The organism is Arthrobacter sp. Y3221157, from assembly GCF_059089865.1.
This window is the reverse complement of sequence record NZ_JBNHFD010000023.1, coordinates 1-24,794: the sequence shown is the minus strand read 5'-3', so window position 1 is coordinate 24,794 and position 24,794 is coordinate 1. Positions and strand designations below refer to the sequence as shown.

Genomic DNA, 24,794 nt, shown 5'->3' with positions numbered 1-24,794 from the left:
CATGACCTCCAAAATCAGCCTTCAACACGTCACCAAAGAGTTCGCCGTCCGGCAGGGAAGGAACAGCCGGGGAAGGAGAATCGGCAGCCAGCCGGAGACCGCCGTCCTGACCGCCTTGGATGACCTCAGCCTGGACGTGGCAGCCGGTGAATTCCTCACACTGGTGGGGCCCAGCGGTTCCGGCAAGACCACCCTCCTGGACCTGCTGGCCGGCCTGTCCCGTCCCACGTCCGGCAAAGTCTTGGTGGATGGAAAGGAAGTCACCGGGCCCGGCCAAGACCGGGCCGTCGTGTTCCAGCAGTACGCCCTTTTTCCCTGGCGGACTGCGTCAGCGAACGTCTCGATCGGCCTTGAGAACCGCGGGTTGTCCCGGAAGGACCGGGCGGCGACGGCAAGCAAGTACCTGGACCTGGTGGGCCTGGCCGGGTTCGAGGACCGGTATCCGCATGAACTGTCCGGCGGTATGAAGCAGCGCGTGGCCATTGCCAGGAGCCTCGCCTATGAGCCGGACGTCCTCCTGATGGACGAGCCCTTTGCGGCGCTGGACGCCCAGACCCGTGAGCAGCTTCAGGACGAACTCCTGCGGATCTGGCAGGCGACGGGGAAAACCATCGTCTTCATCACGCACGGGATTGATGAGGCGGTGTATCTCGGCCAGCGGGTGGCGGTCCTGAGCGCCAGGCCCGGCAGGCTCAAGGAAATCGTGGACATCAATATTCCGGACCGCGGGGGCGAGGCGGATGTCCGCTCCCACCCCGCGTTCGTGGAGCACCGCCACCAGGTCTGGTCCCTGCTGCACGACGAAGTCCGGCTGGCCCAGGACTCGGGCCACCGGAAGATCCTCCCGGACGGCACAGCCCCCGATGAACACCCCCTCGAAAGGAACGCCGCCTGATGAGCACCGTCCTAAGCCGGCCCCCACAGGGGAGCGCCGCCGTCGAACCCGCACCACATCCCGCCGAACCGCTGGCTCCCTCCGGTCCCGCCAGGAGGGAACGCCCGACGCCGGCAGGAAGGTTGGGTGCCGCAGCGAACCTGGCCATACGCGCGGCCTGGAAGTCGCTGGCAGTCCTGCTGTTCCTGGCGCTGTGGGAGTTCGGTCCCCAGTACTTGGCCGGCCCGTCCACCCGGGTGTTCCTCCCGCCGCTGCACGAAGTCCTCGCGGCGGGGGCCAGGCTGGTGGAGACCGGGCAGCTGCAGAACCACCTGCAGGCCAGCCTCACCCGTTCCGTTTCCGGGTTCGGCATCGCGGTGGTGTCCGCCGTTGCCCTGGGGCTGCTGATCGCCTGGTACGGCTGGTTGAACTCGTTCCTGAACCCGCTTTTGGAACTCTTCCGCAACACCGCAACCCTCGCCCTGCTGCCGGTCTTCACGCTCCTGCTGGGCATCGGCGAGGAATCCAAGATCACCATCGTGGCCTACGCCGCGTTCTTCCCGGTGCTGCTCAATACGATCGCCGGTGTCCGCACGGTGGACCCGCTGCTGGTCCGCGCTGCCAGGTCCCTGGGGCTGAACAGCTTCCGGCTCTTCCAGAAAGTCATCCTTCCATCGGCGGTGCCCACCATCTTCACCGGGATCAGGATGGCAGGCACCTCATCGATCCTGGTGCTGATTGCCGCGGAAATGGTGGGCGCAAAGGCCGGGCTCGGATACCTGATCGTCAATGCCCAGATGAGCTTCCTCATCCCGGACATGTACGCAGGCATCCTCACCGTCTCCGTGCTGGGCCTTCTCGTCAACATCCTGCTGGTGGCACTGGAACGCCACTTCTCCCGCTGGCGCACCGCCGTCGGCGCCGGCAACTGACCTTCCCCGTTCCCAAACCCTGACAACACTGACACTGACTGAAAAGGACACCGACCATGACCACCATTACCGAAACCAAACTCGAATTCACCAAGCTCGGGTCCCGCATCGGCGCCGAAATCAGCGGCCTGGACCTGGGCGCGGAGCTCAGCCCTGGCACAGTGGCCCAGATCCGCGAAGCCCTCAACGTCCATAAGGCCCTGGTGTTCCGGAAGGCGAACATCCGCACCGACGAGGACCAGGTCCGGTTCGCAAGCTACTTCGGCCCGCTCACCAAGGCGCACCCCACCGTTGCCTCCGTCGATGGCAAACCCGCCGTCCTGCCGGTGGACAGCGAAAACGGCAGCGCCAACAACTGGCACACCGATGTGACGTTCGTGGTGAACCCGCCGCAGGCATCAACGCTGCGCAGCATTACGCTGCCGCCGTACGGCGGTGAAACGCTCATCGCCTCCTCGGCGGGGGCTTACCGCGACCTGCCCGAGGAGCTGCGGAACTTCGCCGACACCCTCTGGGCCATCCACACCAACGACTACGACTACTCCGTGCCCAAGAACCTGGAACACGCCAATGCGGAGGAGCGGCGCAAGGAATTCACCAGGATCCACTTCGAAACCGCCCACCCCGTGGTCCGAGTCCACCCGCTGACCGGGGAGCGCGGGCTCTTCATCGGCGGCTTCGCGCAGCGCCTGCGGATCGTGGGGCTGTCCAACACCGAGTCCAGGGACATCCTCCGCCTGCTGCAGGCCTACGTCACCAGGCCCGAAAACGTGGTCCGGGTGAACTGGGAACCTGACCAGCTGGTGCTCTTCGACAACCGGATCACCCAGCACTACGCCCCGGACAACTACGATGGCCAGCCGCGGAAGCTGAACCGGGTGACCATTGCGGGGGATGTCCCGGTGGGCGTGGACGGCCGCAGCAGCACCGCAATCAAGGGGGATTCATCCACCTACTCGGAAACGGTGGTCCTCCCCTAGACCCCGGAGTTTTTCTCCAGATATGGCGGGATAACCTGTCCGGAAGTCACCATATCTGGACAAGAACTCCCAGCAGAAAGCGCCCCACGTTCGGGTCCGGGAAGCCCGGGACCAACGCGGGGCGCTTTCTTGTTCAGCCAGGTATCAGCCGCGCAGGCACTGCTGGTACTGGAGCCAGGCAATGCCGTAACGGATCCAGCCCAGGACGTCGTACCACTGGGCGGGTTTGGCCGGAGCGGTGCACACCGGCGGGACGGGACCGTCAGTGGCCACCTGCACGCCGACCTTCACCACGGTGCCGGACTCGGCGGCGGTCAGCACCAGGGTTCCGGTGCCGGCTGCCGCGCGTGCGGGGACGGCCAGGTTCACAGAAGCAGACCCGGAAGCGACCGGCACGGCGCCAAGGTCTGTCACTACACCGGCGGCATCGGTGAACACCGCCGCCAGGGAGGTGTTGGCCGGGCTGCCCAGCGACGTCAGGTCCAGCTTGGAAACCGTCAGCGTAACGGGTTCGCCCGGGTTGACCTTTGCGGGAGTGCTGTTGGTGACGGCCACGGAGCGGCGGGCGAAGTCCGGCGATACCGGACTGCTCTCCTGCAGGTAGCTGATCCACGCGTCCCGGTCCACCAGCCCGGAGTCACGGGTGTTGGCGCCTTCGGTAAAGACCCGGAAGTTGTCCCCACCGGTGGCCAGGAAGCTGAACGTGCCCACCCGGTAGGACTTCGCCGGGTCAAGCAGTTCCCCGTTGACCCGGACCGAAGTGATGCGGTCACCGGCAGCGCGGGCGGCGTCGAAGGTGTAGTTCACGTTCTTCGACAGGCCCAGCTGGATGTAGGCGCGGCTGGGAACCGTGCCGTCCGCGTTGGTCTGCCACTGTTGTTCCAGCAACGTCTTGAACTGGGCACCGGTCAGGGAAGTGGTCCACAGGTTGTTCACGAACGGCAGTACCGCGTTGGCCTCGGCGTAGGTGATGGTGCCGTCCGGGGCGTAGTAGAGCTCGTTCCGCAGTCCGCCGGCGTTGACCACGCCGATTTCCGCGCCGCCCAGTCCGGCCGGCTGCAGGGAAGCAAGCAGCGAGTCGGCCACGAGGTTGCCGAGGGTGGACTCGCTCGAGCGGTCGTCCCGCTTTGGCGCGCCGGTGGCGTCAGTCCTGAACGCCGTGGTGATGTCAGCGGTGACGGAACCGACCCGCTCGTTGCCGATCACGGCAGCGTCGGCCAGGGCTTTCTGGACAATGACGTCGACGGCGGCGACCCGCGGGTAGGCGGCGGCGATCAGGCCGGCGGCGGGATCGGTGGTCCGCCTGACGTTGCTGCCCTTGGACGCCGTCACCCCTTTGGTGGCGGTGTCTACTGTCAGCTGGATGTGGCCCACGTTCTCGCCGTAGTTGCCGGTCTGCACGATGGGACGTGTCTTGCCCTCGACGCCAGGAACGGGGGCGTCCCAGGCGTATTCCTTGTGCGTGTGGCCGGTGAAGATCGCATCCACGTCGGCGGACGTTTCGGTGACCAGCTTGGCGAAGGGGCCGCCCGCTGCCACTTCCTCGGCCAAGGTTGAACCTTCCACCACACCCGAGCCGGCGCCGTCGTGGTTTTCCACGATGATGACGTCGGCCAGGTTCTCCGCGGTGATCCTGGCGGCTGCCCGGTTGATGGCATCCACCGGGTCCCCGAACTCAAGGTCTGCGATGCCGGCCGGGGTCACCAGGGAGGGGACCTCCTGGGTGACGGTGCCGATGACGGCCACCTTGATGCCGTTCATGTCCAGCACGGTGAACTCCGGCAACACCGGCTCAGTGGTGCCCTTGCGGTAAACGTTGGCGCCAAGGTAGGGGAACTTCGCATTAGCGCCGCCGGCGATGACGCGCTCGCGCAGGTCCGCCCATCCGCCGTCGAACTCGTGGTTGCCCACGGCCGATGCCTGCAGCTCCAGGGCATTCAGCACGTCGATGGTGGGCTGGTCCTTGGCCACAGCGGAGGCGAACAGCGACGCACCGATGTTGTCTCCGGCGGAGAGGAACGCCGTGGCGCCAGGGGCGGCAGCGGCGCGGAGCTTCTCGATGGTTCCGGCGAACTGGACGGTGTTGGCGTCGATCCTGCCGTGGAAGTCGTTGATCCCCAGGAAGTTCAGGTCGACGGTGGCAGGAGTGGAACCCAGGTCCAGGCCCACCACCACTGGATCGTGGTCACTGGCACGGAACGGGTCCGGGGCGTAGTAGTTGGTGATGTTGCGGACAAGTGGCCCGGACCCGGCTCCTGGTCAAGTGGGTATTTCCGGCACATCACAACAGAGCTGAATGAACGCAAAGTGGCTAGGGCGTGCATTCGGCGGGACGTCCCCCAGCGGAACGGACCGCCCACCGGCCTGGAGCCCCCGTAGCCTGGTTCCGGTGATGCTGCTGGTGGTTTATGGCACGGTGGAGGGCAAAAGCAAGGGCCCCTGCCGGCCAGCGGGCTGGCGGACAGGGGCCCTCTTTGCGGAAGGTAAGAGATTCGAACTCTTGGTACGGGGTTACCGCACACTGGTTTTCAAGACCAGCTCCTTCGGCCGCTCGGACAACCTTCCTCAGCTAGTAGTGTTTCATAGGCGCTTGCCTGCAACAAAACAGAGCCTGGAAGGTGTCCGGTGCACACTGGTTGCAGCCAGTATTGAGTCAGAAACGGAAGTGGTCCATGAAAGCCGTCTTTATTTCGGAACCGGGCGGCCCGGAGGTCCTGGAGGTCCGCGAAGCCGATGCCCCGGTGCCCGGCCCCGGCGAGGTGCTCATCGACGTGGTTGCCGCAGGCCTGAACCGTGCCGACGTGCAGCAGCGGCGGGGTTTCTACCCGCCGCCGCCGGGCGCGTCCGAGATTCCCGGGCTCGAGGTGTCCGGCAGGATCGCCGGGTTCGGGCCGGGGGTGACCAAGGCTTTCTCCGTGGGCGACAAGGTGGTGGCGCTGCTGGCGGGAGGCGGCTACGCCCAGCAGGTGGCGGTCCGGGCCGAACAGGTCCTGCGGGTGCCCGAGGGGGTGGACCTGGTGACGGCGGCGTCGCTGCCGGAGGTTGCGGCTACGGTCTACTCCAACCTGATCATGACGGCCCAGCTCCAGCCGGGGGAGACTGTACTCATCCACGGCGCCACCGGCGGGATCGGCACCATGGCCATCCAGCTGGCAAAGGCCTTCGGGGCGCGGGTGGCCACGACGGCCGGCACGGATGAAAAGGTGAGCACGGCGAAGGCCTTCCTGGGCGCGGATATCGCCATCAACTATGCGGAGGAAGATTTCCCCGAAAGCCTCCGCCGGCAAAACGGCGGAAAAGGCGCGGACGTCATCCTCGACGTCGTGGGGGCCAAGTACCTGTCGCAGAACGTGGACGCGCTGGCGGACTACGGGCGCCTCGTGGTCATAGGGCTCCAGGGCGGCACCAAGGGGGAGCTGGACCTGGGCCAGCTGCTGAAGAAGCGTGCAGCCGTGGTGGCCACGGCACTTCGGCCCCGCCCGGTGGAGGAGAAGGGCGCCATCATGAATGCGGTCAGGGAAGCGGTGTGGCCGCTGCTCGGCGACGGCCGGATCAGGCCGCTCGTGGCCAAGACCTTCCCGCTGGACCAGGTCCAGGCGGCCCACCGGTACTTCGACAGCGGCGACCATGTAGGCAAAATCCTGCTGCTTATGTAGCGGGATACATACTCAGTATTGTTTTGCGCGCGGACTGCGGCTAGGCTTCCCGTATACGCGGTATGCACGGGTCTTGGGGGTTCGTGCATACCGCTGCTACCAGCCAGAAGGAGCAGCATGTCCATCCGTCACAGCCTCCTCGCCCTGCTGCAGGACCGGCCGCGCTACGGCTATCAGCTCAGGGTCGAGTTCGAGAACCGGACCGGGTCCACCTGGCCCCTCAACATCGGGCAGGTCTACACCACCCTGGACCGGCTGGAGCGGGACGGCCTGGTGGCAAAGGACGGCGACGACGGCGAGGGCCACGTGGTGTACAGCATCACCGCCGAAGGCATGGCGGAAGTGCAGAGCTGGTTCGCCGCTCCCGTGGTGCGCACCAATCCGCCGCGGAACGAACTCGCCATCAAGCTGGCGCTTGCCGTGACGCTGCCGGGCGTAGACGTCCAGGCCATCATCCAGGCCCAGCGTGTGGCTTCCATCCGCGCCCTGCAGGATTACACCAAGGCCCGCCGGGATACGGCGGGCAGCCAGCGCAGCGGTGACACAGCCTGGCTCCTGGTCCTCGATTCCCTCATCTTCCAAACGGAAGCGGAGGTCCGCTGGCTGGACCTCTGCGAGGCAAGGATGGTCCAGCTGGCCGCCGCCACTGCCGCACGCAAGACGTCCAACGGGGTCACGGAAGACGCCGCCCCGCTCAACGCGGACAGCCGCCGGTGAGCGTCCGGGGGCCGCAGCAGGTCCTGGAGCTTGCAAAGGTCAGCAGGACCTTCGGGGAGGGCGCGACGGCGGTCGCCGCACTCCGGGACGTGAACCTCACCATCGGCGCGGGGGAGTTCGTGGCCGTCATGGGGCCGTCGGGGTCCGGAAAGTCATCGCTGCTCGCGCTGGCCGGCGGACTGGACAGGCCGACGTCGGGCGGCGTCTTTGTGGAATCAACCCCCCTTGCCGGGCTGGGGCTGAACGAACTGGCCCGGCTGCGGCGGCGTGCCGTGGGGTACGTCTTCCAGGACTTCAACCTCGTCCCCACCCTTACCGCCGCAGAAAATGTTGCCCTGCCGCTGGAACTGGACGGAACCGCATTCAAGAAAGCCCGCCGGCAGGCGGCTGACGCCCTCCGCCAGGTAGGGATACCGGAACTGGCGGACCGGTTCATGGACCAGATGTCCGGCGGGCAGCAGCAGCGGGTGGCCATTGCGCGCGCGGTGGTGGGGCAGCGGCGCCTGATCCTGGCGGACGAGCCAACAGGCGCCCTTGACTCGACCACGGGCCAGGGCGTCATGGAGGTGCTGCGCTCGCGGGCAGATGCAGGGGCGGCCGTCATGCTGGTCACCCACGAGGCCCGGCATGCCGCCTGGGCGGACCGGGTGGTGTTCCTCCGCGACGGGCGAATAGTGGACCAGGCCACCGCCATGCACGATCCCACCATGCTCCTGGCGCAGGCCGGCCTCTGATGCCGCTTGACCTTACTCCGGCTCCTCGCGGCCGCCGGAGCAGTTTCCGTGTTGCCCTGCGGATGGCCCGCCGCGACATCCGTCGCCACCGGCGCCGGTCGTTCCTGATCGTCCTGCTGATCATGCTGCCAGTGGCTGGGATGACCGGAGCGGCCACCCTGTACCAAAGCTCGCTGAGGACGCCGGAGGAGATTGTCCGGTTCGAGCTGGGCAATGCGCAGGCCCGGTTCGTCGCCCTGCCGGTGGTGAACGCGCAGACGCTCCAGGACCCGCAGAACGATTCGGTGGCGGCCTCCAGTCCCGGGAACGTGGATCCTGATTTCATTGCCACGCCCCCTGAGGAAGTCCTTCCGGAAGGCTACGAGGTACTGCCGTTGCGCCAGCTGCAGCTCACCACGCGCCTCGGGGAAGCGCTGGTGTCAGTGAACGGCGTCCACGTGGACGCGCTGCACCCCGCCTTCACCGGCAAGTTCACGCTCCTTGACGGCCGGGCTCCGGAATCCACCAGGGAAGTCCTCGTCTCGCGCGGACTGCTGGTACGGTTCGGCCTGGACTTCGGCGAGGAATTTACGACGTCGGCAGGAACGTTCGTGCCGGTGGGCACCCTCCGTGACGCGGACGCCTCCGACAACAACAGCTTCCTCTATGTCCAGCCCGGGCAGGTGCCGGCAGCGGTCCTCGCGGACGAACGGACCCACTCCGTGTCCTACTACCTGGTGGGGCAGGAACCGATCGGCTGGCAGCAGGTCCGGGAGGCCAACAGCCGGGGTGTGGGGGTGCTCTCGCGCAGCGTTGTGCTGGACCCGCCACCGCAGGAGCAGCGGGTGGTCCCGGGTGCCCAGGTATGGGACACGTCCGCTGAGATCTGGACTGTCTACGGCACCTTCGGCCTCCTGGGAGCCCTGGCCCTGTTGGAGGTGGGCCTGCTCGCCGGCGCTGCCTTCGCCGTGGGAGCCAAGAGGCAGGTGCGGGAACTGGCGCTGCTGGCCGCCTCCGGCGCGGAAGCTCCCACTGTCCGTTCGGTGGTCACGGCGGGAGGCCTGTGGCTGGGTTCCATTGCTGTTGTGGCCGGAGCCGCCCTGGGATTCGGCGGCGCGGCTGCAGCCGTGCTTTGGGTGCGGGCCGCAGGCTCGCCCCGGCTGGCAGGAGTGCACGCGGATCCCTTGCTGACGTCCGTTGCAATGGCTATGGGGCTTTCCGCGTGCATCCTTGCGGCACTGGCCCCGGCCAACCTGGTTGCCCGCCAGGCGCTGGTCGGCGCCCTCAAAGCCGGCCGCGCTCCCGCCGGAAACGGAAGGCGGTCCAGCATCGTGGGCGCCGTGCTCCTGGCTGCGGCGGCGGGGCTGCTGGCTGCCGGCTGGCTGCTGGGGCAGTCCGTGAAGGACCCTGACCGCCAGGCGGAGCAACTGCCCTTGGTGGCCGGGCTGCTGATTGGCGGAGCGGTGCTGGCTGTTGCGGGACTCGTGCTGCTGACCGGTTGGCTGGTTGGCCTGCTGACCTCGCGGACACACTGGCTTTCCCTGCCCCTGAGGATGGCCGCCCGCGACTCCGCCCGGAACCGTGGCCGGACGGTCCCTGCGGTGGCCGCGGTGCTTGCTGCCGCAACGCTGGCAAGCGCCGGCCTGGTACTGGCCGCCAGCCAGCAGGCGGCGATGCGGGAAAACCACTGGTGGAGCGCGCTGGAAAACCAGGTCCGCCTGCCCCTGGAGGTGGACGCCCCGTTCCTTGCGGACGGCGGCAGGCAACCCTCGGTTGCAGTGGATCCGGCTGAACTTTCCTCCCGGGTCGGGCAGGCGGTGGACGCTGTTGCCTGGACGAAAACCATCACTGCGCCGGGATCGATTGACTGCGACTTTGGCCCTGACGTGGATATGTCGGTTCCCGTCCGGACTGAGGATTCGAACTGCATGATGTATTCCCTTGCGGTGCCGGCGGAGCATCAGTGTCCGATGACGCCGCAGCGAAGGATGGTGGACCCGAGAGACTGGCGCTGCCGCGGGTCGATGATCCGTGAATCCGTTTCGCCGCGGGGCATCGTGGTGGGAGGCGAAGAGGAGATCCGGTTGTTGCTGGGCACGGATGCGGGGGCTGACGCCCTCGGGGTGCTGGATGCCGGCGGCATGGTGGTGACCAATCCGGTCTTCGTCCGGGAGGGGAAAGCCACGCTGCTGGGACAGGACGTCCGCACGCAGCTGCGGTCGCCGTCGGACGGTTCCATGGTCCACGAAACGGTTACCAGCACCGCCTTGCCCGCCATTGCGGTCGAACCCCTGGAGGCGGTGCCCTACTACGGCGTCGTATCCCCGCAGACCGCTGAACGCCTGGACCTCCGTGCGGAACCTGCCGAGCTCCTGGTCCAGCTGGACCGGCGCCCGTCAGCGGCCGAGACTGATGCGGCGGCGGCGGCAGTGGCAGGTGTCTATCAACAGCCCGGAGCCGGGTTCTGGGTGGAACCGGGGGTCTCCCGGGAGGACCAGTGGATGTTCTGGCTGATCGTTGCGGCCAGCGCGCTGATAACGCTGAGTGCAGCCGGCATCACTACCGGCCTGGCACTGGCTGACGCGCGCAATGACCACGTGACCCTGGCCGGCGTCGGAGCCTCGCCCCGTCTCCGTAAGGCGCTCGCGGCGGCGCAGGCACTTTTCACCTCCGGCCTGGGCGCCGCGCTCGGAACCATCGCGGGGGCCGTTCCTGCCGTGCTCATCGCAGCCTCCACGGAGATGCGGACAGCGGTGGAGGTCCCGTGGCTTCAGCTGCTGGCACTGATGCTCGCCGTTCCCGCAATGGGCTCGGCACTGGCATGGCTGTTCACCCGGGCGGCCCTTCCGGCGTCACGGCGGGGGTTGGGGGCGTAGCCGGCGGGGAACGGCGGCGGCCAACGTTCGGCGCCCGGGGGCTGCCGTTCAGCGCACCGTCATGCCCGGGTGGACGAGACCCATCCCCATCACCGAGCGGCATTGATAAGGTGCCTTAGTAAGTGGAGGCTCGCACCCATCTCAAGGAGGAGACATGGCCGAAACGCCTGACAACCGGAATGGTTCGGCGCGGAGGGAGGGCACGGTCTCCACGGACACCGCCCTTCCCGCCGCTGCTGTGGACGAGAACGTCCGCGAGGCGGAAGAACGGAAGTGGACGCCGCGGAAGATTGCGCTGTGGGCCGCGATTGCCCTGCTGGGCGGTGTGGCGTGGTTCATGCTCGCGATCATCCGTGGGGAAACGGTCAACGCCATCTGGTTCGTCTTCGCATCGGTCTGCACGTACCTGATTGCCTACCGCTTCTATTCGAAGGTGATCGAACGCTACATCACCAGGCCGGATGACCGCAGGGCCACCCCCGCCGAGTACAAGGCGGACGGCAAGGACTATGTCCGGACGGACCGCAACGTCCTGTTCGGCCACCACTTCGCAGCAATCGCCGGTGCAGGCCCGCTGGTAGGTCCCGTGCTGGCGGCCCAAATGGGCTACCTGCCGGGCACCATCTGGATCATTATCGGCGTCGTGCTGGCCGGCGCGGTCCAGGACTACCTGGTCATGTTCTTCTCCATGCGCCGGGGCGGCCGTTCGCTGGGCCAGATGGCCCGGGAGGAGCTTGGCGTGGTCGGCGGTACTGCGGCCCTTATCGCCACGCTCCTGATCATGGTGATCATCGTTGCCATCCTGGCGCTCGTCGTCGTCAACGCCCTGGGTGAAAGCCCGTGGGGTGTCTTCTCCGTGGGCATGACCATCCCCATCGCCTTGTTCATGGGCGTGTACCTCCGCTACCTGCGGCCCGGGAAGATCATGGAGGTCTCCATCATCGGGTTCGTGCTGCTGATGGCGGCCATCATCGGCGGCGGCATCGTGGCCGAAACCTCCTGGGGCGCCGAGATCTTCACCCTGGACAGGGTGACCATCGCCTGGGGCATCATCATCTACGGTTTCATCGCCGCGATCCTGCCGGTTTGGCTGCTCCTGGCACCGCGTGACTACCTGTCGACCTTCATGAAGATCGGCGTGATTGTGATGCTGGCGGTGGCCATCATCGCGGTCCGGCCGGAGATCTCCGTGCCGGCGTTCAGCGAGTTTGCCAGCCGGGACAACGGTCCCGTGTTCCCGGGGGCGCTGTTTCCGTTCCTGTTCGTCACCATCGCCTGCGGGGCGTTGTCAGGCTTCCACGCCCTGATCTCCTCCGGCACCACCCCCAAACTGGTGGAGAAGGAACGCCAGACCCGCTTCATCGGCTACGGCGGCATGCTGATGGAGTCCTTCGTGGCCATCATGGCCCTGGTCGCCGCGATCTCCATTGACCGCGGCCTGTACTTCGCCATGAACTCCCCGGCGGCGCTGACCGGCGGGACGGTGGAAACAGCTGCCACATGGGTCAACAGCCTTGGCCTGACCGGTGTGAACATCAGCCCGGAGCTGCTGTCCCAGACGGCCGCCAACGTGGGTGAGGAAAGCATCGTCTCGCGCACCGGCGGTGCGCCCACGCTGGCCTTGGGCCTGGCCCACATCATGCAGCAGTTCATCGGCGGGACGGCCATGATGGCGTTCTGGTACCACTTCGCCATCATGTTTGAAGCCCTGTTCATCCTCACGGCCGTGGACGCCGGCACTCGCGTGGCCCGCTTCATGCTGCAGGACTCCATCGGCAACTTCGTGCCCAAGTTCAAGCAGCACTCCTGGCGGCCCGGTGCCTGGCTTTGCACCGCCATAATGGTGGGCGCCTGGGGCGCGGTACTGCTGATGGGCGTGACAGACCCGCTGGGTGGCATCAACACACTGTTCCCGCTGTTCGGCATCGCCAACCAGCTGCTGGCAGCCATTGCCCTGTCCGTGTGCCTGGCCATCGCCGCCAAGCGCGGGACCTTCAAGTACCTGTGGATCGTGGCCCTGCCGCTGGCCTTCGCTGCGGTGGTCACCATCACCGCGAGCTACCAGAAGATCTTCTCGCCGACGCCGGCGGTGGGCTACTTCGCCAACAACGCCGCATTCAGCAAAGCCCTTGCCGAAGGCAAGACCGAGTTCGGGTCCGCCAAGACCGTTGCGGCCATGGAGGCTGTAGTCCGCAATACTGCCATCCAGGGCTGGCTGTCGGTGATCTTCGTGGTGCTGAGCATCATCGTGATCGCCACCGCCGTGCTGGCCACCATCAGGGCTTTCCGGCACCACGCGGCCGGCACACCCGTTACGGATACCGAGGACCCTGCCCGGCCGTCGCGGGTGTTCGCTCCGGCCGGGCTTATCCCCACTCCTGCGGAACGGCAGCTGCTGGCCGAGTGGGAACAGGTACCGGCTGAACTCCGGTTCGAACGGGCAGGGCATCACTGATGAGCGCGGGACTGGTTGCGCTGTCCAGCGGTTTCAGGGGGTTCGCCCGTTACCTGGGCGGCCTCCTGGGTGCCGACGCGTACACGAAATACCTGGAACACCACCGGGCCGCCGGGCACCAGGAACCGCGCCTTACCGAGCGGGAGTTCTGGCGCGACAGGACCGACCGGCAGGACGCAAACCCGCAGGGCAGGTGCTGCTGATTGAGCCTGCAGCGTACAAGCGTGTCAGGTGGGTTCATCGACTGGACCCCGGGCGGATCGCTCATGAGAGTATGAACGCATGAGCGATCCGAACGACACTCAGGCAGCTGAGGACCTCCCCGTAGAAGGCACGCCCGTTGATGACAGCCAGGCGCCGGTACCGGCACAACCGGTCCAACCGAACGGCGCCAAGAAGGGCAGCAACCTGCAGGACCTGGTTGACGAGCCGGCTAAGGTGATGCGGATCGGCACCATGATCCGGCAGTTGCTCGAAGAGGTGAAGTCCGCCCCGCTCGACGACGCCGCCCGCGGCAGGCTCGCCGAGATACACGAGCGCTCCATCAAGGAACTCGAAGACGGCCTGGCCCCCGAACTCGTGGAGGAACTGGACCGGATCAGCCTTCCCTTTTCGGACGAGGCCACGCCCTCCGACGCCGAGCTCCGGATTGCGCAGGCCCAGCTGGTGGGCTGGCTTGAAGGTCTGTTCCACGGCATCCAGACCGCCATCGCGGCGCAGCATGCTGCCCGCGAGCATGCGGCGGCGCAGGTGCAGCTGCGCCAGCTTCCGCCGGGGACCATGATCGCGCCGGGCGTGGTGATCGGCGAAAACGGTGAGCCGCAGCGGGCCTCAGCCGGGCAGCGGCCCGGAGTCCCCGCCCAGCAGGGCAAGCGCGAAGACCCGGACCACGGTCCCGGACAGTACCTGTAGGTTGCGCTTGGGCTTTCTCAGCGCTGCCAGGCAGGGGCGCAAGGACGATGCGGAACTGGGGAAGGGGTTGTGGCGCCGCGCGCACGACCGCTTCCATCGGGGACTGGACCGCTTCCACCAGGTGCTGGAAGGCGTGGAGAACGACCAGCTGTACGGGGAGCTGGTGGAGATCGCCAACGAGCTGGCGGCCCTCCTGGAACGGGTGCGGGCCGTCTGCGTGGAAGCGCAGCGGCTCTCACCCAGCGAGGGCCTGGACATCCCAGTGGCCCTGTCCGGCGTGCACCGCGCCTTGTCCAAGGCTGGGAACTCGCTTGCCACCACTGCCGAGGCGGCCGCTATGCTGCGGCTCGCCGTCGGGCCTGTGCCCGTTGGGGCCGCCTCCGTGCGGCGCCGTGCCGAGGCCGTCTTCCAGCAGGTGGCCGACGCCGAGCGGCACCTCCACGAGGCAGCCTCCTAACTGCAGGGGCCGGATTATTCCTGGTTAAGCGCGTGGCTTAGTCAGGCCCAAAACGGGCTGGAGGCCGGGCGCGTTTGGCAGGATGAATGAATGACTCTTTCACCTACCTTGACTTTTAATGACGGAAACACGATCCCCCAGCTTGGCTACGGCGTGTGGCAGGTTGAGGACGGCGTGGCGGAGAAGGTAGTCCGCCAGGCATTTGAGGCGGGCTTCCGCCACATTGACACGGCAAAGGTCTACGGCAACGAGGCAGGCGTGGGGCGCGCTATCGCCAGCTCCGGACTGTCCCCCGAACAGCTCTTCATCACCACGAAATTGTGGAACTCGGACCAGGGGTACGAGTCCACGCTGGCAGCCTTCGAAGAGTCGATGGACCGGCTGGGCCTGGAGACGCTGGACCTGTACCTGATCCACTGGATGCAGCCCAAGCAGGATAAGTACGTGGAAACCTGGAAGGCGCTGATCGAGCTCCAGAAGCGCGGCCGCGTAAAGTCCATCGGCGTTTCCAACTTCACGGTGGAAGGCCTGCAGCGGCTGATTGACGAGACCGGTGTGGTCCCTGCCATCCACCAGATCGAGCTCCACCCCTACTTCAGCCAGCGTGAGCTGCGGGAGTTTGGCGCGTCCAAGGGCATCCTGACCCAGGCCTGGTCTCCACTGGGCCAGGGCGGCGAGCTGCTTGAGGATGCAACCGTGGCGGCCATCGCTGCCAAGCACCAGGCAACCCCCGCGCAGGTCGTCATCGCCTGGCACCTCGCCATCGGCAACGTGGTGATTCCCAAGTCCGTCACGGAATCCCGGATCCGCGAGAACTTCGCCGCGCTCGAGGTGTCCCTGGACGCGGAGGATGTCGAGGCCATCAACGCCCTGGACCGCGCCGCCTCGGGCGAAGGCCGAATCGGGCCGGACCCGGCAGTCTCCGACTTCGCCTAAGCCGGACCTGACCGCTTAATGGCGGTACCGGACCCGCGCTGCCCTGGTTTTGCAGGGCAGCGCGGGTTCCTGCTTTAAGGCGGAGGCGGAATCAGGCGGCGAGGCGGACCTGCTGGACGGTGACCTCGTCAATCACGGCCCAGCCGTCTTCACTGCTGCAGTACTTGTTGGCGAAGCGCTGGGCCTCGGCCAGGGTGTCGAAGATTTCGGCTCGCGACCGGCCGCAGTCAGCGTCGAAGTACGTGACGTGAAATTCCTGAACGGTGTGGTTTTCCATGAATCCAGTCTGCAACCGGGGTCTGACAATCTCCGGAACCAGCCCCGCGTGTTGCTTAGAGACGTAGGGCCTAAGTGTTCGAAGGGCCTAGGTAGTCTCCTCAGGTATGCCTCCTCAGGCCACTCCGCCTGAGGCGCTCCTGGTTCCCGGTTGCCAGCCCAGCCAGGTAATTGCTTCCTCAGCGATGGGGGCTGGCACCGTATGCGGGCCGGGGAATTCCCTGTAGGTCACGTCGTAGCCCTCACGCTTAAGAAGGGGCACCACACTGCGGCTGGTGCGGTTGATAGGCAGGACGCTGTCAGTCTCTCCATGGGAAATGAAAATACGGGGCCGGCCGACCCGGGGTGCGGGAGGGATAAAACCGGGGGAAAAGGCGATGATGGCGGAAAACAGGTTCCCGTTTGCAAGGCCCAAACCCAGCGCATACGAGGCGCCGTCCGAGAAGCCCCCGACAGCTATGCGGCTTTGGTCCACGAAGGCCATGTGGAAGAGCCGCTCCAATGTCTGGTTGATCAGGTGCACGTCAGGCCCGAAGCCGCCGCGGATGCCGTCCCAGGTGGTTCCCTGCGAGGAGGGCGCGGCCATGATCATCCTGTGCGTCTCCGCAAATGATGAAAGCAGGGCGAGTCCTCCTGCCGCATTCCCTCCCGCGCCGTGCAGCAAAAGAATAAGTGGGGCCGGCACGCCGGCCTCCAGTCCTGGTGGCAGGAAGAGCAGTGCGTCCCCCAGGGATTCCAGACGCAGCGGATGCTGGCCCGGGACAGGGGCGGAGGAGGGCTCGCCCCCGGGTCTCGCCAGCAGTACGGCGAGGTTTGGCTGTGTTCCCGGACGATGCATGTCTGCTCCCGAACAGGCGGCCGGTGCGGCAGTTGCTGCGGGGGCTCCGCACAAACCGTCCCAGGCCCCGCCGTCGACCGCGACTTGCTTTCCGACAATAAGGATGACTCCGGCGCGGAAACGATCACCAGACCAGCTGTCCGGCGCTTCGCCTGCCAGCAGTGGAGGAGCCGGCCGCGGCTGGGGGAGGCGTCCGCGGTCTCAGACGGACGCCCTCGTCGCCGGCTCCACCCACTACGTTACGGTCCAGGCGCGTCCGGCACCCGAGTAATCAGTACGCGATTCCGTCAGCGGGGTGCACCTGCCCCAAGGCGGGCCCCAGCCAGCAGGCTACGATCCTGCTTCAGGCATGTACGCGTCCCGGCGAGTACCTGCGGCTGCCAGCTCCCGCTTCCCGGGGCAGCATGAAGGCCAGGACCGCAATGACGATTCCAATGGCCCCCACGAGCGGGTGCATCACAGGGTGGAAGACCTGCATCCAGAGCAGCTGCACGAGGATCCACGCCACCAAACCGAGCCCGGAGAAAACTGCCAGCGGGCGCGCGTAGCGCCACCGGACCAGCACTGCGGCGGCGGCGAGCAGCTCTCCTGCTCCCGGCAGAAGGAGCAGTGCGATGCCCGGCACTGTCCAGTCAGTGAATGGGGTGCGCTGCAACCAGTCCTGCTGCAGTTCCATGGTGCCGGCCAGCATGAGCCAGCCTCCCACGACGGCGAAACATCCCACAAGCAGCTGCAGGGCGACCAGTGGTGCCCTAAATTTCATGCTCCCTCCAAAAGTACGGTGTCCAAGCGGGCACCTTTCCACACTCCCAGCTCACAGCATGTAGTGGCAGGGGCAAAGGTCCCCAGTGGACCTGACCGACGGGACAAGGAATCCCGCGGCGACGCCTCCTAGCTGCTCAGCCGGAGGACACGTTCCCGGGCGAGCATCACGGTCCGGCCTGCCTTGTCCGCCTCCCGCAAGGCCTGTTTCGCCTCCGCCGCAGTGGCCGCAAGCTGCTTGCGGGCACGGTCCAGTTGCTCCTCCGCAGCCTTCAACCTGTCGCGGAGTTCGGCGGCCTCCTGAACCAGGGCGTCTATTTGGGAACGGGTCTCCTCCACCTGCTCCTGCAGCTCCTCAGCCAGGCCGCTCGTCCTCGTTTCTTCCGCCTGCGCTTCGGCGAGGGCGGCCTTTGCCTTTTCAAGCGCGGGCGGCGAGGCGGGCCGGGGAGTCTGGCGGACCGCCTCAAGCCTTGGCTTGGTGACCTTTGGCCGGGAGGTGCGCTCCGGCGTCGTACGTTCCTTCTTGGCCGGTACGGACGCCAGTGCCGGCTTGCGGGCTGCGGAAGCCGAAGGTGCAGGCAGGGCGCCGGGTACCGCCACCGTTCCCTCCAACTCCGCGGCGCTGACCCCGTCCGCCGAGAGGGTCTTCAGGAGCCGCCCGCTGCGGACGGCCTCCGCTGCGCCTTCGTCCGCCGTCAGGGCACGGAGCGTTTCCTCCACGTCGGCGGCTATGGTGTCGCTGATGGCGCGGCCCTGCTGCTGGACGACGGACCGGGCAGTGTCGACGGCGGAGGCCAGCATGGTGCGGCGTTCGCGTCCCAGTTCCCGGAGGGACGGTGCGTCGAGCGACGCCTGCGCGTCCCGCATCCGGGAACCGAGTTCGGCCAGTCCCGCCAGTACGTCCGGCTCGTGCAGGGCGAGCATGTTGACCGCCCAGGCAGCCACGGAGGGCTTGGGCAGTCCCTTGACCGCCGCAGCGAGCTCCTTGTCCGTCCCGGCAGCCTCCTTTGCCGCGGCTGTGCGTGCCGCCACGAAATCCTCGAGCGGCACGGCGTAGAGCTCGTTCGCGATGTCCGCCAGGGCCTGCTCATCCATGTCCGCCATCTTAGGCGGGGGATACCGGCAGTCCGGACACAAATGGGGGAGCCGCCCACAGACCCGGGAGAAGATGGGGTGGAGGAGCCGGCGACGGCTGGGGGAGGCGTACGTGGTCTCAGACGTAAGCCTTCGTCGCCGGCTCCGTTCAACACTTTAGGTGCGCGCACCCGGCGGGCGCCCGAGTATCCGGTACCTGATTCAGGGCGGGCCAATACGTGCCCACTGTTGCAGGAACGGGCTGAACAGCTGACCCGCCGGCGGCTGCGGCGTGCTTGACTGGAATGGTGATCAGAAAGGCGCGCCTGGAGGACGTTGGGCGCCTGCGGGATATCGAGACCGCCGCGGGCGAGGCCTTCCGCATCCTCGGAATGCACGCGGTGGCGGAGGATCCTCCGCCCAGCGTTCAGGAGCTCAGCCGCTATATATCTTCCGGGACTTGCTGGGTCAGCACGGCTGGGGAGCAGAAGGCTGTCGCCTACATCCTGGTCGACCAGGTTGACGGCAATGTCCACATCGCCCAGGTGACGGTGCACCCCCAGTATGCTCGCTTGGGCATCGGCAGGGCCCTGATCGACGAAGTTGCCTCTTGGGCGGCCCCGCAAGGGTTCAGGGCGCTGACCCTGACAACGTTCCGGGACGTCCCCTGGAACCGGCCCTACTACCAGCGGCTGGGCTTCGCCGTCGTGCCCCAGCGGCTGTGGCCGGCGGGAATCCGACGGTTGGTTTTGGCGGAAGCTGCGGACGGCCTGGCTGCATGGCCTCGCGTGGGGATGAGGAGGGCCCTGGGGGAGCAGGAAAAATGATCGTCCTGGAAGTCAGGGGCCGTCTTCCGCTGACCTGCTCGGCTTGTAGTGAGGGGAGGCTAACACGCCCGCCGGCGCTGGCTGGCGCTTGCCGCTTAACCAGCGAAAAACCCCGGAAACCCCTAGATTTAGGGGCTGTCCGGGGTTTATCCCGAGCTTCCTATCAGAATCGAACTGATGACCTTTTCATTACGAGTGAAACGCTCTACCGACTGAGCTAAGGAAGCGCGCATGAGGTTTCCGGCGGAACCGGGTCCCTCATGCAAGAGTCAACTGTAATAGAGTCCCCGCGCCCGGGTCAAAATGGCGCGGGGGCGGCAGTTGAGGTGCTCAGCACACGGTGTTGTCGGCAGGCACCTGACCGCTCACCAGGTACCTGTCCACGGGATCCTCCAGGCAGCTGTTGGCCCGACCATAGGCCGTGTGCCCCTCACCCTCCCAGGTCAGCAGCGTGGCATTTCCCAGCTGCTTCCGCAGCGATGACGCCCATTCAACAGGGGTGGCGGGGTCGCCCGTAGTGCCGATCACCACGATGGGCGATTCACCGGTGTACTCAACCGGGGCGGGAGTCCGGACGTTCTCGTGCGGCCAGTCCTGGCAGCTGGTCCCGCCGTAGGCGAAGAAGTATCCGAGCGTGGGTGACTCCTGCATCAGGCGCTGTTGTTCGGCGCGCATGGCTGCCGGGTCGGACTCCATGGGGTAGTCGAGGCAGTTGATCGCGTTGAAGGCGAACGTCGAGTTGGATGTGTACGAGCCATTGGATGAACGGTCCGCGCCGAGGTCCGCGAGGCGCAGCATCAGGCTCACGTCCCCTGCCATCGCCGCCTCGAGTGCCTGGGTCAGGGCCGGCCAGCTCTGGTCGTTGTAGAGCGGTGTGATCAGGCCGCTCACTAGCATCGTTGCGTTGACCACGCGGCCGTCCTTGGCGGTGCGCGGCGTCTCCTTGACTGCCGCGATAAGTTCGCGGATCTGCTCCACACCGGAATCCACGTCTCCGTTTAGCGGGCAGCTGTCCTGCTGCTGGCAGCTGGCAACGTAGGCCCGGATGGCCTTCTCGAAGGCGCGGGCCTGTCCGCTGGTCACCTCCTCATAGCTGATGGAGGGATCGAGGGCGCCGTCCAGCACCATCCGCCCCACATTGTCCGGGAAAAGGGATGCGTAGGTGGAACCCAGGAACGTGCCGTAGGAGTAGCCCAGGTAGTTCAGCTTGGTGTCATTGACCACGGCGCGGAGGATGTCCAGGTCCTTCGCGGCGCTCTGCGTGTCGATATGTGCCAGGACCTCGCCGGTCTTCTCGGCGCACTGGTCCGCGATCGCCTTGTTGTCGGCCCGTGCAGATGCCAGGCCGGCATCCGTTTCCAGGTTGTAGATCTTGGCCCTTGCGGCATCCCGCTCGGCATCAGTCAGGCAGTTGACGGGTGCCGAGCGCTTCACTCCGCGGGGATCGAAGCCCACCAGGTCATATGCGTCCCGGACCGGCTGCGAGAAGTGCGTTGTGGCTGCATCCTTGACGAAGTCGTAGCCGGACGCCCCGGGTCCCCCGGGGTTGACCAGCAGGCTTCCAGCCTTGTTGCCCGTGCTGGCCGCCTTCAGGGCGGCTATTTGGATGGTCTCGCCGTCAGGATCCCCGTAATTCATGGGAACGGTGATCTTGGCGCACTGGAACTCGTTCTCGCAGGGCTCCCACACCACTTCCTGCGAGTAGAAGCGCTCCAGTCCGGAAGGGGCGGAGGCCACGATGGAAGGATCGGCCTTGGCGGTTGCTGTCTCCTGGTTGCGGTCTCCGCCGTTGAGCAGGCTGCACGAGGCCAGCACCATGGCAAGAACCAGGGCGCAGGCGGCACGGAGCCCGGTCGCGAGGGACCGGGGGCGTGCGGGCAGGGGGCGGGCAGTCATCGGGTCTCCTTGGAGGGTTAGATCAGGCTGGCTGCCATGGATTCAATGGTCAACAGCGGGGCAACGTTGGTTGTGGTGATGCGTTCACGGGCTTTGTTGATTGCGTCCATCCGCGCAAGGGTGGTTTCTGGCGTGGAGCGGCTGGCGAACTCCTCCAATTCACTCCTCAGCTCAACGTTTACCAGCTCCACAGCATTCCCGAGCTGGATGATGAGCACGTCGCGGTAGAACGACAGCAAATCGGTGAGGGTCCGGTCCAGGGAATCGGTGATGGACCGCTTCGCCCGGCGTTTCTGGTCATCCTCGAGCTGTTTCAGCTGGCTTCGCATGGCCGGCGGAAGGGTGCCAGACTCGGGTGCGCCCAGCGTGGCGAGCAGTGCGGCCTTCTCAGCAGCATCGCGCTCCTCGTTCGAACTGGTGGCCTCCGCAGTGGCGATTTTCACGAGCTTGTCCGCCATCATTACGGCCGCCGTGACGCCCCGCAGCCCGAGCGGGAACCTCACGGTTTCGAGGCGGCGTTCCCGGGCCGCGGCGTCCCTGGCCAGGCGGCGGGCAATGCCCACATGGCTTTGCGCGGCGCGGGCCGCCCGTTCGGCAAGCGCAGGATCAACGCCGTCGCGCTTTACCAGGAGGGCGGCAACATCCGAGGCGGGTGGCAACCGCAGCGCCACGCTCCGGCAGCGGGAACGGATGGTGACCAGCACGTCCGCGGGGGAGGGCGCGCACAGCATCCATACTGTCCGCGGCGTGGGCTCCTCAATCGCCTTGAGGAGCACGTTGGTGGTCCGCTCCGCCATCCGGTCCGCGTCTTCCACCACGATGATCCGCCACCGGCCGGACGACGGCCGGTTTCCGGCGGTGGCCACCAGTTCACGCGCCTCGTCAATGGTGATGGTGACCTTTTCGGTCCGGACAAAGGTTACATCCGAATGCGTTTCGCCCAGGATGGTGTGGCATGCCTGGCACGTGCCGCAGCCGCGCAGGTTCACGTCCTCCTGGTCGCAGTTGAGCGCAGCGGCAAACGCCTTGGCCGCATTCGAGCGTCCGGAACCCGGAGGACCGGTGAACAGCCAGGCATGGGTCAGGCTGTCACCGGTGGAGGCCTGGCGCAGTTGTTCGACGACGGCGGGCTGGCCCTGGAGGTCGTCCCACACGGTCATGGGTTACCGCCGCCGCGGGCGCCCAGGGAGGGAACAGCACCTGCAGGGGTCACTGGGCGGACTGCCAGCAGGGCATCCACCCGCTCCAGGATTTGTGCCGCGAGGTTCTCGACCGGGAGCCGCGCGGGCAGCACCAGATAGGCGTCCGGGCGGCTGCGGGCCAGCCCGAGGAAGGCTTCGCGGATGCGGCCGTGGAATTCGTCCGCTTCGGACTCCAGCCGGTCTTCAGCGGTGTCACCGGCGGTGCGGCGCTGGCGCCCCACTGCCGGGTCCACGTCCAGCAGGATGGTGAGGTGCGGTTGCAGGCCGGATGTGGCCCACTCGTTCAGGGACTGGACCGCGTCCGTGCCGAGATTCCGCCCGCCGCCCTGATAGGCGACGGAGGAATCGATGTAGCGGTCCGTCAGGACGATCTCGCCGCGCTCCAGTGCCGGCCAGATCACCTGGGTGGCATGCGCGGCCCGCGAGGCGGCGAAAATCAGGGCTTCGGTGTGGGCATCGATGTGCCCGTGGCCATGGTCCAGGACCAGGGAACGCAGCTTCTCACCGATGGGGGTTCCGCCCGGCTCCCGGGTGCGGAGCACTGTGAGCCCCCGGGATTCCAGGGCTTCCGCGAGCCGGGCCGCCTGCGTCGATTTGCCGGCACCGTCGCCGCCTTCAAACGCGATGAAAAGTCCGGACCCTTGTGTGCTCACCCCTCAAGCCTACCGACCGCGGGGGGCAATCAACGATTGGAGAAGGGTTCATGTGGACAGTCCTGCCAGCCCTGCCTTGCCCTTCGGGGAACACCGGAGCCGGGCCAGTACGCTTTTGACCATGAGTCTTTCCGAACAGCACGCGGCCGCCTTGTCAGCAGAGACAGTGGTGGTTGCGGCCGGGCGTCCCCCGCGGGAACGGGACATGCCGGTCAACCCGCCCCTGGTCCTTTCGTCCACCTACTACGGCACGGGTTCGCTCGATACCGGCGACCGCGGCTACGGTCGCTACTCCAACCCCACATGGGATCCCTTCGAAGAGGCACTCGCCCAGCTCGAAGGCGCCGAACTGCCCGGGCTGCTGTACGCCTCGGGCCTCGCAGCCGTCAGCTCCGCTCTGTCGCTTGTACCGGCCGGGGGAGCGCTGGTCATGCCCACTCACAGCTATTCGGGGACCCTGGTGATGGCCTCGGAGCTGGCCCAGAAGGGTTTCGTCGAGCTCCGCACCGTGGATATCGCCGACACGGCCGCGGTCAAGGCTGCCCTGGCGCCGGGCGGTCCGGGAGCCCGGGCCGCGGCGATGCTGTGGCTGGAAAGCCCCACCAATCCGATGCTCGGCATCGCCGACGTCGCGGCGCTCACGGAGGCAGCGCACGCCGCCGGCGCCATCGTGGTCACGGACAATACTTTCTCCACGCCGTTGGTGCAGCAGCCTCTGGCCCTGGGGTCCGACGTCGTCCTGCATTCGGTGACCAAGTACCTGTCCGGCCATTCCGACGTCGTCCTGGGCGCCCTGGTGACGTCAAATCCGGACATCCGCTCGGCCCTTCTGCACAACAGGACCATCCATGGCGGCATTGCCGGCCCCTTCGAAGCATGGCTGGCGCTGCGCGGCCTGCGGACGCTCGCGCTCAGGGTGGAACGGTCACAGCAGTCCGCCATGATCCTGGCGGAGCGGCTCAGCAACCATCCCGGGATCGAGTCGGTTCGGTTCCCGGGGCTGCCCGCGGACCCGGGACACGAGCGGGCGAAGGCCCAGATGAAGGGATTCGGATCCATCGTCTGCATCCAGGTGGCCCCTGCCGGCGGACAGGACGGCGCCGGGGCGGCGGACAAACTGGTCCGGGCCCTAAAGCTGTGGCTGCCGGCAACGTCCCTCGGCGGCGTCGAATCCCTGATCGAACGCCGTCGCAGGCATGCTGCCGAGCCGACGAGTGTTCCGGAGAACCTGGTCCGCCTGAGCGTGGGCATCGAGAATGTCGAAGACCTTTGGGCTGACCTGGAGCAGGCGCTGGACACGCTGGGAGGCTAGGCTTGGGTTGTGGACGGTGAACTGATTATTCGGCCTGTTGAACAGGCAGTGTTCTTTCTCCTTGCCCTCGTGGCGCTGGGCCTGGAGCTCTGGGCCGTGGTGGACTGCGCGCGGCACCGTGCCAACGCCTTCGAGGCAACCGGCAAGCGAACCAAGACCTTTTGGCTGGCACTGACCGGCGGTGCGGCCTTTGTTGGTGTCATTTCACTGTTCGGCAGCGGCGGCGGCATCTTCGGTACCCTGGGCCTCTTTGGGCTTGCCGCCGTGGTGGCCGCCTCTGTTTACCTCGCAGACGTGCGTCCGGCCGTCAAGGACGCAGGCCGTGGCGGCAGCCGCAACATGGGCCCCTACGGCCCCTGGTAATCCCCGCCGGCCCCCAGGCTCGCAAGCTCGCCCAGGGACCCCTTCCGGCGTGGGCCCACGACCGGCCCCCCAGGCTCGCAAGC

The 24,794-nt window shown here is 66.8% G+C and carries 22 protein-coding genes, 2 tRNA genes and 1 pseudogene; 15 read left to right on the top strand and 10 right to left on the bottom strand.

The window, feature by feature from the left end:
- The first annotated feature begins 1 nt into the window (after position 1).
- From AC5RTT_RS08660 to AC5RTT_RS08650, 3 genes are read left to right on the top strand one after another with little or no spacing between them, the layout of a single operon-like run.
- Positions 2 to 895, top strand: coding sequence for an ABC transporter ATP-binding protein (locus tag AC5RTT_RS08660; RefSeq protein WP_494144841.1), 894 nt, complete (start codon positions 2 to 4; stop codon positions 893 to 895).
- Entirely contained in the window at positions 895 to 1,806 is a 912-nt protein-coding gene (locus AC5RTT_RS08655) for an ABC transporter permease (RefSeq protein WP_494144840.1), read from the top strand. Before AC5RTT_RS08660 ends, AC5RTT_RS08655 begins: the two co-directional genes overlap by 1 nt.
- Positions 1,807 to 1,862: 56 nt before the next feature.
- Positions 1,863 to 2,786, top strand: coding sequence for a TauD/TfdA dioxygenase family protein (locus AC5RTT_RS08650; RefSeq protein ID WP_494144839.1), 924 nt, complete (start codon positions 1,863 to 1,865; stop codon positions 2,784 to 2,786).
- Between the two features lie 144 nt (positions 2,787 to 2,930).
- Here AC5RTT_RS08650 and AC5RTT_RS08645 read toward each other — a convergent pair.
- Positions 2,931 to 5,015: pseudogene (locus AC5RTT_RS08645) on the bottom strand (bifunctional metallophosphatase/5'-nucleotidase); the annotation flags it as partial.
- 248 nt (positions 5,016 to 5,263) lie between these two features.
- Positions 5,264 to 5,351 (bottom strand) — tRNA-Ser (locus AC5RTT_RS08640).
- A 107-nt stretch (positions 5,352 to 5,458) separates the two neighbouring features.
- Between AC5RTT_RS08640 and AC5RTT_RS08635 the strand changes: the two genes are divergently transcribed.
- The 9 genes from AC5RTT_RS08635 to AC5RTT_RS08595 all read left to right on the top strand — a co-directional run bounded on the left by AC5RTT_RS08635 (position 5,459) and on the right by AC5RTT_RS08595 (position 15,508).
- The gene (locus tag AC5RTT_RS08635; protein WP_494144838.1) at positions 5,459 to 6,442 is read left to right on the top strand and encodes an NAD(P)H-quinone oxidoreductase; all 984 of its coding nucleotides are present in this window, start codon (positions 5,459 to 5,461) and stop codon (positions 6,440 to 6,442) included.
- A gap of 117 nt (positions 6,443 to 6,559) precedes the next feature.
- On the top strand, positions 6,560 to 7,159 hold the full coding sequence (locus AC5RTT_RS08630) for a PadR family transcriptional regulator (protein ID WP_494144837.1): 600 nt from the start codon (positions 6,560 to 6,562) through the stop codon (positions 7,157 to 7,159).
- Entirely contained in the window at positions 7,156 to 7,893 is a 738-nt protein-coding gene (locus tag AC5RTT_RS08625) for an ABC transporter ATP-binding protein (RefSeq protein ID WP_494144836.1), read from the top strand. The genes AC5RTT_RS08630 and AC5RTT_RS08625 overlap by 4 nt, the downstream gene beginning before the upstream one ends.
- Positions 7,893 to 10,748 carry a hypothetical protein gene (locus AC5RTT_RS08620; protein WP_494144835.1) on the top strand — a complete coding sequence of 952 codons (2,856 nt, stop codon included), beginning with the start codon at positions 7,893 to 7,895 and terminating at the stop codon, positions 10,746 to 10,748. The genes AC5RTT_RS08625 and AC5RTT_RS08620 overlap by 1 nt, the downstream gene beginning before the upstream one ends.
- Positions 10,749 to 10,902: 154 nt before the next feature.
- Positions 10,903 to 13,203 (top strand): carbon starvation CstA family protein, encoded by a 2,301-nt coding sequence (locus AC5RTT_RS08615; RefSeq protein ID WP_494144834.1) that lies wholly within the window; start codon positions 10,903 to 10,905, stop codon positions 13,201 to 13,203.
- Positions 13,203 to 13,406: a YbdD/YjiX family protein gene (locus AC5RTT_RS08610; RefSeq protein ID WP_494144833.1), complete on the top strand. Its 204-nt coding sequence runs from the start codon at positions 13,203 to 13,205 to the stop codon at positions 13,404 to 13,406. The genes AC5RTT_RS08615 and AC5RTT_RS08610 overlap by 1 nt, the downstream gene beginning before the upstream one ends.
- A 79-nt stretch (positions 13,407 to 13,485) precedes the next feature.
- Positions 13,486 to 14,115 (top strand): bacterial proteasome activator family protein, encoded by a 630-nt coding sequence (locus AC5RTT_RS08605; RefSeq protein WP_494010740.1) that lies wholly within the window; start codon positions 13,486 to 13,488, stop codon positions 14,113 to 14,115.
- A 7-nt stretch (positions 14,116 to 14,122) separates the two neighbouring features.
- Positions 14,123 to 14,572 carry a hypothetical protein gene (locus AC5RTT_RS08600; protein ID WP_494144832.1) on the top strand — a complete coding sequence of 150 codons (450 nt, stop codon included), beginning with the start codon at positions 14,123 to 14,125 and terminating at the stop codon, positions 14,570 to 14,572.
- Positions 14,573 to 14,662: 90 nt separating this feature from the next.
- Positions 14,663 to 15,508, top strand: a complete 846-nt coding sequence (locus AC5RTT_RS08595) for an aldo/keto reductase (RefSeq protein WP_494144831.1) — start codon at positions 14,663 to 14,665, stop codon at positions 15,506 to 15,508.
- A 91-nt stretch (positions 15,509 to 15,599) separates the two neighbouring features.
- On the opposite strand, the gene AC5RTT_RS08590 is transcribed toward AC5RTT_RS08595, so the two are convergent.
- From AC5RTT_RS08590 to AC5RTT_RS08575, 4 genes are all read right to left on the bottom strand, one after another.
- Positions 15,600 to 15,785 (bottom strand): hypothetical protein, encoded by a 186-nt coding sequence (locus AC5RTT_RS08590; protein ID WP_494144830.1) that lies wholly within the window; start codon positions 15,783 to 15,785, stop codon positions 15,600 to 15,602.
- 114 nt (positions 15,786 to 15,899) lie between these two features.
- Positions 15,900 to 16,370: an alpha/beta hydrolase gene (locus tag AC5RTT_RS08585; RefSeq protein ID WP_494144829.1), complete on the bottom strand. Its 471-nt coding sequence runs from the start codon at positions 16,368 to 16,370 to the stop codon at positions 15,900 to 15,902.
- 595 nt (positions 16,371 to 16,965) lie between these two features.
- On the bottom strand, positions 16,966 to 17,385 hold the full coding sequence (locus AC5RTT_RS08580) for a hypothetical protein (RefSeq protein ID WP_494144828.1): 420 nt from the start codon (positions 17,383 to 17,385) through the stop codon (positions 16,966 to 16,968).
- 128 nt (positions 17,386 to 17,513) lie between these two features.
- Positions 17,514 to 18,479: a hypothetical protein gene (locus AC5RTT_RS08575; protein WP_494144827.1), complete on the bottom strand. Its 966-nt coding sequence runs from the start codon at positions 18,477 to 18,479 to the stop codon at positions 17,514 to 17,516.
- Between the two features lie 287 nt (positions 18,480 to 18,766).
- On the opposite strand from AC5RTT_RS08575, the gene AC5RTT_RS08570 reads away from it, so the two are divergent.
- Positions 18,767 to 19,285, top strand: coding sequence for a GNAT family N-acetyltransferase (locus AC5RTT_RS08570; RefSeq protein ID WP_494144826.1), 519 nt, complete (start codon positions 18,767 to 18,769; stop codon positions 19,283 to 19,285).
- Between the two features lie 154 nt (positions 19,286 to 19,439).
- On the opposite strand, the gene AC5RTT_RS08565 is transcribed toward AC5RTT_RS08570, so the two are convergent.
- From AC5RTT_RS08565 to tmk, 4 genes are all read right to left on the bottom strand, one after another.
- A tRNA-Thr gene (locus AC5RTT_RS08565) sits at positions 19,440 to 19,512 on the bottom strand.
- 103 nt (positions 19,513 to 19,615) lie between these two features.
- Positions 19,616 to 21,181: an alpha/beta hydrolase gene (locus AC5RTT_RS08560; RefSeq protein WP_494144825.1), complete on the bottom strand. Its 1,566-nt coding sequence runs from the start codon at positions 21,179 to 21,181 to the stop codon at positions 19,616 to 19,618.
- A gap of 17 nt (positions 21,182 to 21,198) precedes the next feature.
- Entirely contained in the window at positions 21,199 to 22,341 is a 1,143-nt protein-coding gene (locus tag AC5RTT_RS08555; RefSeq protein WP_494053701.1) for a DNA polymerase III subunit delta', read from the bottom strand.
- Positions 22,338 to 23,036 carry a dTMP kinase gene (tmk, locus tag AC5RTT_RS08550; RefSeq protein WP_494144824.1) on the bottom strand — a complete coding sequence of 233 codons (699 nt, stop codon included), beginning with the start codon at positions 23,034 to 23,036 and terminating at the stop codon, positions 22,338 to 22,340. Before tmk ends, AC5RTT_RS08555 begins: the two co-directional genes overlap by 4 nt.
- A 121-nt stretch (positions 23,037 to 23,157) precedes the next feature.
- Here tmk and AC5RTT_RS08545 point away from each other — a divergent pair, with 121 nt between their 5' ends.
- Positions 23,158 to 24,348, top strand: a complete 1,191-nt coding sequence (locus AC5RTT_RS08545) for a trans-sulfuration enzyme family protein (RefSeq protein WP_494144823.1) — start codon at positions 23,158 to 23,160, stop codon at positions 24,346 to 24,348.
- Between the two features lie 9 nt (positions 24,349 to 24,357).
- Positions 24,358 to 24,711: a DUF2516 family protein gene (locus tag AC5RTT_RS08540; RefSeq protein ID WP_494144822.1), complete on the top strand. Its 354-nt coding sequence runs from the start codon at positions 24,358 to 24,360 to the stop codon at positions 24,709 to 24,711.
- Positions 24,712 to 24,794 lie beyond the last annotated feature (83 nt).

Bases quoted from the DNA above. Each gene is read 5' to 3' on its own strand.
- AC5RTT_RS08660 (WP_494144841.1), top strand. From the start codon at position 2: ATGACCTCCAAAATCAGCCTTCAACACGTCACCAAAGAGTTCGCCGTC.
- AC5RTT_RS08655 (WP_494144840.1), top strand. From the start codon at position 895: ATGAGCACCGTCCTAAGCCGGCCCCCACAGGGGAGCGCCGCCGTCGAA.
- AC5RTT_RS08650 (WP_494144839.1), top strand. From the start codon at position 1,863: ATGACCACCATTACCGAAACCAAACTCGAATTCACCAAGCTCGGGTCC.
- AC5RTT_RS08635 (WP_494144838.1), top strand. From the start codon at position 5,459: ATGAAAGCCGTCTTTATTTCGGAACCGGGCGGCCCGGAGGTCCTGGAG.
- AC5RTT_RS08630 (WP_494144837.1), top strand. From the start codon at position 6,560: ATGTCCATCCGTCACAGCCTCCTCGCCCTGCTGCAGGACCGGCCGCGC.
- AC5RTT_RS08620 (WP_494144835.1), top strand. From the start codon at position 7,893: ATGCCGCTTGACCTTACTCCGGCTCCTCGCGGCCGCCGGAGCAGTTTC.
- AC5RTT_RS08615 (WP_494144834.1), top strand. From the start codon at position 10,903: ATGGCCGAAACGCCTGACAACCGGAATGGTTCGGCGCGGAGGGAGGGC.
- AC5RTT_RS08610 (WP_494144833.1), top strand. From the start codon at position 13,203: ATGAGCGCGGGACTGGTTGCGCTGTCCAGCGGTTTCAGGGGGTTCGCC.
- AC5RTT_RS08605 (WP_494010740.1), top strand. From the start codon at position 13,486: ATGAGCGATCCGAACGACACTCAGGCAGCTGAGGACCTCCCCGTAGAA.
- AC5RTT_RS08595 (WP_494144831.1), top strand. From the start codon at position 14,663: ATGACTCTTTCACCTACCTTGACTTTTAATGACGGAAACACGATCCCC.
- AC5RTT_RS08590 (WP_494144830.1), bottom strand. From the start codon at position 15,785: ATGGAAAACCACACCGTTCAGGAATTTCACGTCACGTACTTCGACGCT.
- AC5RTT_RS08585 (WP_494144829.1), bottom strand. From the start codon at position 16,370: ATGGCCGCGCCCTCCTCGCAGGGAACCACCTGGGACGGCATCCGCGGC.
- AC5RTT_RS08580 (WP_494144828.1), bottom strand. From the start codon at position 17,385: ATGAAATTTAGGGCACCACTGGTCGCCCTGCAGCTGCTTGTGGGATGT.
- AC5RTT_RS08575 (WP_494144827.1), bottom strand. From the start codon at position 18,479: ATGGATGAGCAGGCCCTGGCGGACATCGCGAACGAGCTCTACGCCGTG.
- AC5RTT_RS08560 (WP_494144825.1), bottom strand. From the start codon at position 21,181: ATGACTGCCCGCCCCCTGCCCGCACGCCCCCGGTCCCTCGCGACCGGG.
- AC5RTT_RS08555 (WP_494053701.1), bottom strand. From the start codon at position 22,341: ATGACCGTGTGGGACGACCTCCAGGGCCAGCCCGCCGTCGTCGAACAA.
- AC5RTT_RS08545 (WP_494144823.1), top strand. From the start codon at position 23,158: ATGAGTCTTTCCGAACAGCACGCGGCCGCCTTGTCAGCAGAGACAGTG.